The 7,761-nt window shown below is 67.3% G+C and carries 8 protein-coding genes; 7 read left to right on the top strand and 1 reads right to left on the bottom strand.

The genetic code is table 11. The features are described 5' to 3' along the window. Nucleotides 1–40 precede the first annotated feature (40 nt). Both mutL and MTBLM5_RS17345 read left to right on the top strand, forming a co-directional pair. Entirely contained in the window at nucleotides 41–1,813 is a 1,773-nt protein-coding gene (gene mutL, locus MTBLM5_RS17350) for a DNA mismatch repair endonuclease MutL (RefSeq protein WP_173977304.1), read from the top strand. Continuing rightward, nucleotides 1,813–2,706 (top strand): hypothetical protein, encoded by an 894-nt coding sequence (locus MTBLM5_RS17345; protein WP_173977303.1) that lies wholly within the window; start codon nucleotides 1,813–1,815, stop codon nucleotides 2,704–2,706. The genes mutL and MTBLM5_RS17345 overlap by 1 nt, the downstream gene beginning before the upstream one ends. On the opposite strand, the gene MTBLM5_RS17340 is transcribed toward MTBLM5_RS17345, so the two are convergent. Then, on the bottom strand, nucleotides 2,693–3,100 hold the full coding sequence (locus tag MTBLM5_RS17340; protein ID WP_254431115.1) for a response regulator: 408 nt from the start codon (nucleotides 3,098–3,100) through the stop codon (nucleotides 2,693–2,695). The genes MTBLM5_RS17345 and MTBLM5_RS17340 overlap by 14 nt on opposite strands. A 203-nt stretch (nucleotides 3,101–3,303) precedes the next feature. Between MTBLM5_RS17340 and nadA the strand changes: the two genes are divergently transcribed. The 5 genes from nadA to MTBLM5_RS17315 are packed head-to-tail and all read left to right on the top strand — an operon-like array spanning nucleotide 3,304 to nucleotide 7,553. Then, on the top strand, nucleotides 3,304–4,326 hold the full coding sequence (gene nadA / locus MTBLM5_RS17335; RefSeq protein WP_173977302.1) for a quinolinate synthase NadA: 1,023 nt from the start codon (nucleotides 3,304–3,306) through the stop codon (nucleotides 4,324–4,326). Beyond that, entirely contained in the window at nucleotides 4,316–5,152 is an 837-nt protein-coding gene (gene nadC / locus MTBLM5_RS17330; RefSeq protein WP_173977301.1) for a carboxylating nicotinate-nucleotide diphosphorylase, read from the top strand. Before nadA ends, nadC begins: the two co-directional genes overlap by 11 nt. An 18-nt stretch (nucleotides 5,153–5,170) precedes the next feature. After that, nucleotides 5,171–6,787: an L-aspartate oxidase gene (gene nadB, locus MTBLM5_RS17325; RefSeq protein ID WP_173977300.1), complete on the top strand. Its 1,617-nt coding sequence runs from the start codon at nucleotides 5,171–5,173 to the stop codon at nucleotides 6,785–6,787. Then, nucleotides 6,784–7,179, top strand: a complete 396-nt coding sequence (locus tag MTBLM5_RS17320) for a cyclic nucleotide-binding domain-containing protein (protein WP_173977299.1) — start codon at nucleotides 6,784–6,786, stop codon at nucleotides 7,177–7,179. Before nadB ends, MTBLM5_RS17320 begins: the two co-directional genes overlap by 4 nt. Further along, nucleotides 7,176–7,553: a hypothetical protein gene (locus MTBLM5_RS17315; protein ID WP_173977298.1), complete on the top strand. Its 378-nt coding sequence runs from the start codon at nucleotides 7,176–7,178 to the stop codon at nucleotides 7,551–7,553. Before MTBLM5_RS17320 ends, MTBLM5_RS17315 begins: the two co-directional genes overlap by 4 nt. The last annotated feature ends 208 nt before the right edge of the window (nucleotides 7,554–7,761 follow it).

Genomic DNA, 7,761 nt, shown 5'->3' with positions numbered 1-7,761 from the left:
GACGGTTCCGCCCCGCGCGGAACCGTCTTATAGTGCGGCCATGTCGATTCGCCTGCTTCCCCCCACCCTGGTCAACCAGATCGCCGCCGGCGAGGTGGTCGAGCGCCCCGCCTCGGCCGTGAAGGAACTGGTGGAAAACAGTCTGGATGCCGGCGCCACCCGTATCGAGGTGGTGCTGGTCGAAGGCGGCCAGGCGCTGATCTCGGTCACCGACGACGGCAGCGGCATGGGGCCGGACGAACTGGCCCTGGCGGTCGAGCGCCACGCCACCAGCAAACTGCCCGACGACGATCTGGTCCATGTCGGCCATCTGGGTTTCCGCGGCGAGGCGCTGCCGTCCATCGGCTCGGTGGCGCGCCTGACGCTCACCTCGCGGGCCCGGGGCGCGGCCGAAGGCTGGAGCCTGAGTGTGGAAGGCGGCGCCAAGGGCCATCCGGTTCCGGCCGCCATCAGCGCCGGCACCCGGGTCGAGGTGCGCGACCTGTTCTATGCCACCCCGGCCCGGCTGAAGTTCCTGAAGGCGGCGCGCACCGAGCTTTCGCACGCCATCGACACCCTGGAACGGTTGGCCATGGCCCATCCCGCGGTCGGCTTCTTCCTGTCCGACGGCAGTCGCGCCTTGGTCAAGCTGGCGGCCGAGAAGGCGGACGATCTGGCCAAGGCCCGGCTGAGCCGTCTGGCCGCCATCATCGGCCGCGATTTCCACGACAATGCCGTTCCCATCGACATCGAACGCGACGGCGTGCGCCTGACCGGCTGGGCCGGGCTGCCGACCTACAGCCGCGGCAGTTCGGGCCACCAATATCTGTTCGTCAACGGTCGGCCGGTGCGCGACCGTTTGGTGGTCGGCGCGGTCCGGGGCGCCTATCAGGACGTGATGAGCCACGACCGCCATCCGGTGGTCGCCCTGTTCCTGGAACTGTCGCCCGACGCGGTCGATGTCAACGTCCATCCGGCCAAGGCCGAGGTGCGCTTCCGCGAGGCCGGGGCCGTGCGCGGCCTGATCGTCTCGGGCCTGCGCCATGCCCTGGCCGGGGCCGGGCACCGCGCCGCCACCGTCAGCCATGGCGGCGTCGGCTGGCGCCCGGGTGGCGGTGGCCATCCGGCCTCGTTCGCCCAGGCGGTGCGGGCGCAGGCGCCGCTGGGGACCGGGCTGGCGGAATCCCTGCCCGGCCTGGAACTGCCGCCCTCGGCTCCGGCGGCCGAATATTGCCCCCAACCGCCCGAACAGGCCTATCCGCTGGGCGCGGCACGGGCGCAACTGCACGACACCTACATCGTCGCCGAGACCGCCGACGGGCTGGTCATCATCGACCAGCACGCCGCCCACGAGCGGCTGGTGCTGGAACGATTGCGGGCCGGCCTGACCGAAGGGGGCGTCAAGCGCCAGATGCTGCTGCTGCCGGACGTGGTGGAATTGGGCGAGGCCGCCGCCGCCCGGGTGGCCGAGGCGGCGCCGGTCCTGGCCGAGCTGGGCCTGGTGGTGGAATCCTTCGGCCCCGGCGCGGTGGTGGTGCGCGAGATTCCGGCCCTGCTGGGGGCCTGCGACGTCCAGGCCCTGGTGGCCGACCTGGCCTGCGACCTGGCCGAATGGGGCGAGGCGCTGAAGCTCAAGGAACGGATGGTCGATATCTGCGCCACCATCGCCTGTCATGGCTCGGTGCGGGCCGGACGGCGGCTGTCGGTGCCGGAAATGAACGCGCTGTTGCGCCAGATGGAACAAACCCCCTTGTCGGGGCAATGCAATCACGGCCGCCCCACCCATGTCGCGCTGGGGCTGGCCGATATCGAGAAACTGTTCGGACGGCGCTGATGCTGATCAACATCTTTCTGGGCAACCATACCGCTTACGATTTCCTGCGCATGCAGGACATCCTGGCCCCCATCGCCGCCGGCCTGGTCGAGGCCGGGCACAGCGTCAAATACGATCTGAAGAAGCTGGCGCCGGCCCCGGCCGTCAACCTGCTGGTCGAGTTCTTCCAGCCGGCCTTCACCGAGGAACTGACCGCCTTCAAGGCGGCGCACGGCGACCGTCTGCGCCTGGGGATCCTGGGGACCGAGGACATGGAGGATGCCTCGGTGATGGCCAATCCCAAGCAGCCGTGGCGACGGGCCAATTTCGAACGCATCCTGCCGCTGGCCGATTTCGTCTGGACCTTGCTGCCCAACACCGACTGGTACCAGACCCGCGTGCCGGGCGGACGGGCCAAGTTCCTGGCCTACGGCCATTGCGCCAGCTTGCGCGAGCCGGCCCCGGTGGCGCCCAAGGATATCGACTGCCTGCTGTACGGGACGTCCGGCCCCTATCGCGAACGGATCATCGAACAATTGCGCGCCCGTGGCCGCAGCGTGTTCGTCTCGGAATGCGCGCTGCCCGACCATCTGCGCCGCGACCATGTCGGCCGCGCCCGGCTGATCCTGGATATCAGGCGCAACGAGGGCGTGCGCTATTGCAGCCCCAGCCGCATCTGTTACGGCTTGCATTCCGGTACGGCGGTGGTGGCCGAGCGGTTCGACACCAGCGCCCTGGGCGCGCTGTACCGCTATTGCGAGGCGCCGGCGCCGGACCGCTTCGTCGATCATGTCGATCAGTTGCTGAAGGGCGACACCGACCGGCTGGCCGCCGACGCGCTGAATCGCTTCGCCGCCGAGACCTCGATGCGGGCGAACCTGGAGACGGCGCTGGCTGGGATCAGTGCGGGCTAAGGCCGCGTTCGACGATTTCCTTGAGCCGGCGGCCGTTGATCGGCTTGTGCACCACCTGCAGGCCGGACTCGCCGGCATGGCGGACCCGGTCCATCGCGGTGTCGCCGGTGATCAGCACGCCGGGAATGCCGTCGCCGAACGACCGGCGCAGCAATTGCACCGCGTCGGTGCCGGTCAACCCATCGCCCAGCCGGTAATCGGCGACGATGAAATCGGGAATCTTGGCGCTGCTGGTCAAGGCGGTCAGCGCCTCGGCGCCAGAGGCCGCGGCCACCACCTCGAAGCCCCAGCTTTCCAACAAGGTCTGATAGCCGGCAAGGACGAATTCCTCGTCCTCGATGACGACGATCAGCGGCGCGACAAGCGGCTGGCTATTGGCCACGGCGGCAGACATCCCTCATGATCCTTCCCGACAGGATGATCGATCATGCGACGGGGCGATGAATTTTGGAATGCCTGCCTAGGGCATAGTGGTTTGGTTTATCACGCTCCGGGGCGTGACAGCAGTTGCGCTCGGGGGTGAAATTCGGTCTTACTAATTATTCCGAAGGAAATGCGCCGTCCCGCCAGGCCGTCGTAGCAAGGATCCGTGCCCACATGACCGAAACCGTTATCCTGCCGTCGCCCGGCGCCCTGACCGAAGCCGACATCGACCCCACCCTGGACATGGTCGAGGCGATCAACCGGCTGCGTCGCGAGAAGAACGCGGTGATCCTGGCCCATTACTACCAGGAAGGCGAAATCCAGGACCTGGCCGATTTCGTCGGCGATTCGCTGGACCTGTCGCGCAAGGCGGCGGCGACCAGCGCCGACATGATCGTCTTTTGCGGCGTCCGCTTCATGGGCGAGGTGGCCAAGATCCTGTCGCCCGGCAAGGTGGTGGTGATCCCCGATGCCGAGGCCGGCTGCTCGCTCGAGGAATCCTGCCGCGCCGACGCCTTCAAGGCCTTCCGCGACAAGAATCCCGACCATCTGGCGGTGACCTACATCAATTGCTCGGCCGAGGTCAAAGCCCTGTCCGACGTCATCGTCACCTCGTCCAACGCCGAGCTGATCGTCAATTCGCTGCCCAAGGACAAGCCGATCCTGTTCGCCCCCGACCGCCATCTCGGCGCCTGGGTGGCGCGCCGCACCGGGCGCGACCTGACGCTGTGGCCGGGCAGCTGCATCATCCACGAGCAATTCTCGGAAAAGGAACTGATCAAGCTGAAGGTGCGCCACCCCAATGCCAAGGTGGCGGCGCATCCCGAATGCCCCGACGCGATCTTGACCCATGCCGACCATGTCGGCTCGACGCGGGGCATCCTGGATTACGTGCTGAACCATCCCGGTTCCGAGTTCATCATCGCCACCGAGCCGCACATCATCCACCAGATGCAGAAGGCGGCACCGAACAAGACCTTCATTCCGGCCCCGGGCGCCGATGGCGGCTGCTCGTGCGCGGATTGCCCGTTCATGGCCAAGAACACGCTGGAAAAGATTTATCTGGCGATGATGAACGCCGCCCCCGCCATCACCATTCCGGAAGAGCTGCGGGTTCAGGCGCTGAAGCCGTTGGAACGCATGCTGGAACTGTCGGCCTCGGTGCCGATGTCGTCGGGGGCGCCCAATGCGGCCTGAACCCGACATCGAAGACGCGCGCCGGGTCATTTCAGCCGCCCTGGCCGAGGATGTCGGCCCCGGTGACATCACCTCGGCCACGGTCATCCCCGCCGACCTCAAGTTCAAGGGGGTGATGCAGGCGCGTCACGCCATGGTGGTGTCCGGCCTGCCGGTGGCCGCCCTGGCCTTCGCCATGGTGGTGCCGGAAGCCCGCTTCGCCGCCAAGGTCGCCGACGGCCAGCATGTCGCCGCCGGCACCGTGCTGGCCGAGATCGAAGGCCCCGCCCGCGGCCTGCTGACCGCCGAACGCACCGCTCTCAACCTGCTGCAGCTGATGAGCGGCATCGCCACCCTGACCGCCCAGTATGTCGATAAGCTGCAAGGCACCGGCTGCACGCTGCTTGACACCCGCAAGACCATTCCCGGCCTTCGGCGGCTGTCGAAATACGCCACTTTGTGCGGGGGCGCCAAGAACCACCGCATGGGTCTTTATGACGGCGTGCTGATCAAGGACAACCACATCGCCGTGTGCGGCGGCGTGGGGCAAGCGGTCAAGGCGGCCAAGGCGGCCGGGCTGCCCAATGTCGAGGCCGAGTGCGACACCCTGGACCAGGTGGCCGAGGCGGTCGAGGCCGGCGCCGACATCGTGCTGCTGGACAATATGGACCCGGCCATGCTGCGCCGCGCGGTCGGCGTGGTCGCCGGGCGCTGCCGCACCGAGGCTTCCGGTGGGGTCAATCTCGACACCATCCGCGCCATCGCCGAGACCGGCGTCGATTTCGTGTCGGTCGGTCGCATCACCCAATCCGCTCCGGCCGTCGATATCGGCCTGGACTGGTCCTGACGGATGGGGAACGTCGCCATGTCGTACGATCTTCTTGTCATCGGTTCCGGCGCCGCCGGCCTGACTTTGGCCCTGCGCGTGCTGGAAGCCAAGCCTTCCGCCCGCGTCGCCATCCTGGCCAAGGGGCCGTTGGCCGAGGGCAGCACCCTGTACGCCCAGGGCGGCATCGCCGCCGTGCTGGACGCCGCCGACACCACCGAATCCCATGTCGCCGACACCTTGAATGCCGGGGCCGGGCTGTGCAATGTCGATAGCGTCCGTTTCGTGGTGGAAAACGCCCGAACCGCCATCGAATGGCTGATCGACCAGGGTGTTGCCTTCGACCGCGAGGGCGACAGCTGGCACCTGACCCGCGAGGGCGGCCATTCGCACCGCCGGGTCATCCATGCCGCCGACGCCACCGGCCGTGCCGTCGAGACCTCGCTGGTCGAGCGCGTGCGCGAGACCGGGGCCGACGTCTTCGAGCACCACAACGCCGTCGATCTGATCCGCGAGCGGTTGCCGGGCGGCGGTTTGGGCCGCTGTGTCGGCGCCTATTCGCTGGACCGCATCAGCGGCCGGGTGCGCACCTTCGCCGCCAAGAAGGTGGTGCTGGCCACCGGCGGCGCCAGCCGCGTCTATATGTATTCGTCCAATCCCGACGGATCGACCGGCGACGGCATCGCCATGGCCTGGCGTGCCGGCTGCCGGGTGGCCAACATGGAATTCTCGCAATTCCACCCCACCTGCCTGTTCCACCCCCAGGCCAAGACCTTCCTGGTCACCGAGGCGGTGCGCGGCGAGGGCGGCCATCTGCTGCGCCCCGACGGCACCCGTTTCATGGACGAATACGACCCCCGGGGCGAGTTGGCCCCGCGCGATATCGTGGCGCGCGCCATCGACGACGTCATGAAGCGGCTGGGCTGCGAGTGCGTCTATCTGGACATCAGCCACAAGCCGGCCGAGTTCGTCCGCAGCCATTTCCCCACCGTCCACGCCGAGTGCCTGAAATACGGCATCGATATGACGCAGCAGCCGATTCCGGTGGTGCCGGCGGCGCATTACACCTGCGGCGGGGTGCTGACCGACTTGTCGGGCCGCACCGACGTCGGCAACCTTTACGCCATCGGCGAGGTGTCGTGCACCGGCCTGCACGGGGCCAACCGCATGGCGTCGAACTCGTTGCTGGAATGCCTGGTGTTCGGCAAATCGGCGGCCGAGGACATCGTCGCCACCCTGGGCAAGGTGGCGGCGGCGCCGGTGATCCCGGCCTGGGACGAAAGCTGGGTCACCGATTCCGATGAAGAGGTGGTGGTCGCCCACAACTGGACCGAACTGCGCCGCTTCATGTCCGACTATGTCGGCATCGTGCGGTCGACCAAGCGCCTGGAACGGGCCAAGCATCGCGTCAAGCTGCTGCTGTCCGAGATCGAGGAATATTACGGCACTTTCCGTGTCACCAACGACCTGCTGGAACTTCGGAACCTGGCGATGGTGGCCGACCTGATCGTGCGTTCGGCGCTGTCGCGCCGGGAAAGCCGGGGTCTGCACTACACCCTGGATTATCCCAGCCTGGACGTGATCGCGCCGGTGCAGAACACCGTGCTGGTGCCGAAGAACTTCTCGGCCCGGCGCAACGGGCAGGGGGGCGCATGAACGATATCGCCCAATCGCGCCGCAAGGTGTTCCGGGCCGGCGAGGTCATCTTCCATGAAGGTGAGCGCGGCCAAGAGGCCTATGTCGTCGAATATGGGCGGGTCGAGGTGTTCAAGACGGTCAAGGACCATGTCATTCCGCTGGGGACCATCATCCAGGGCGGCATCTTCGGCGAAATGGCCTTGATCGACGACCAGCCGCGCATGGCCTCGGCGCGCGCCACCGACGAGACCGCCTGCGTGGTGATCGGCAAGGAACGCCTGGCCGAGCAGTTGGAGAAGGCCCCCAAGGGCGTGCGGGTCATCGTCGGCGCCCTGTTGGGCAATATCCGCCTGATGGGGGCCGAACTGGCCGAGGCCCAGGTCATCTTGGGATCGGACGATCCGCGATGAGGCGCCGGCTGCTGCTTGCCGCCGCCCTGATGATGCCGTGCCTGCCGGCCCTGGCCGCCGGCAGCGGCGCCAAGCCGCGCGAGACCTACGTCAAGCTGCAATCGGTCAACCTGGAATTCTGGGATCAGGACGGCCTGTTCCACATGGTGATCCTTGAGCTGACGGCGGTCTATCCGCTGGAAGTCAAGGACGCCAAGCTGGACAAGAAGGTGGCCGAGAAGGTCACCCACGCCATGGCCTCGATGGCCTGGGAGGAATTCAATCGCGGCAATCCCGCCGCCACCGCCAAGGCCATCACGCTCGACATCATCCGCAAGGAACCGGGCGGCGACAAATGCATCGACGTGCTGATCAACCGGTTGGTGATCAGGTAAGGGCCAGGGGGGGCTGTCAGGTCCAGGCTGAAGCACACGCCCTCTGCCCGTCTTGGCCGGGCTTGGCCCAGGACTGCCCGGTTAAATTTCAGGCGCCGCCCCACACTCCGTCATGCCCGTGCTCGACACGGGCATCCATGTGGCGCCGAACAAAATCGAATGGAAACAGCGCGTTATGCGGATGCGCGTGGATGGCCGGGTCAAGCCT

The organism is Magnetospirillum sp. LM-5 (assembly GCF_902729445.1).
Classification (GTDB): domain Bacteria; phylum Pseudomonadota; class Alphaproteobacteria; order Rhodospirillales; family Magnetospirillaceae; genus Magnetospirillum.
Note: the sequence above shows the minus strand (reverse complement) of the source record. Positions and strands in the feature narration are given on the sequence as shown.